Genomic DNA, 234 nt, shown 5'->3' with positions numbered 1-234 from the left:
CGCTACCAACTATATGGATCTCAACCTCGGCTCTGGTAATCGCGGTATACAGCCACGCTCTATCAACGATTTTGCCTTTCTGTAGTGCAATAATGATTCTAGGAAACTGCGATCCTTGAGCTTTATGTAGGGTTATTGCATAACCCAACTCCATGCAATCGAGCACGGATTGTGTGACCTCAACTTTATCCCCCGTATCCAGCGTTACTTCACCATAACTTTCACCTGATGAGT

The 234-nt window shown here is 45.3% G+C and carries 1 protein-coding gene; it reads right to left on the bottom strand.

The window, feature by feature from the left end:
• The coding region (locus LSG37_RS21165; protein ID WP_233081988.1) for an ATP-binding domain-containing protein at positions 1–234 on the bottom strand (234 nt) is incomplete at both ends.

Origin of the sequence: Rheinheimera soli, from assembly GCF_021290985.1 — a bacterium.
In the GTDB taxonomy this organism is placed as follows: domain Bacteria; phylum Pseudomonadota; class Gammaproteobacteria; order Enterobacterales; family Alteromonadaceae; genus Pararheinheimera; species Pararheinheimera soli.
This window is presented reverse-complemented; position numbering and strand designations above follow the sequence as displayed.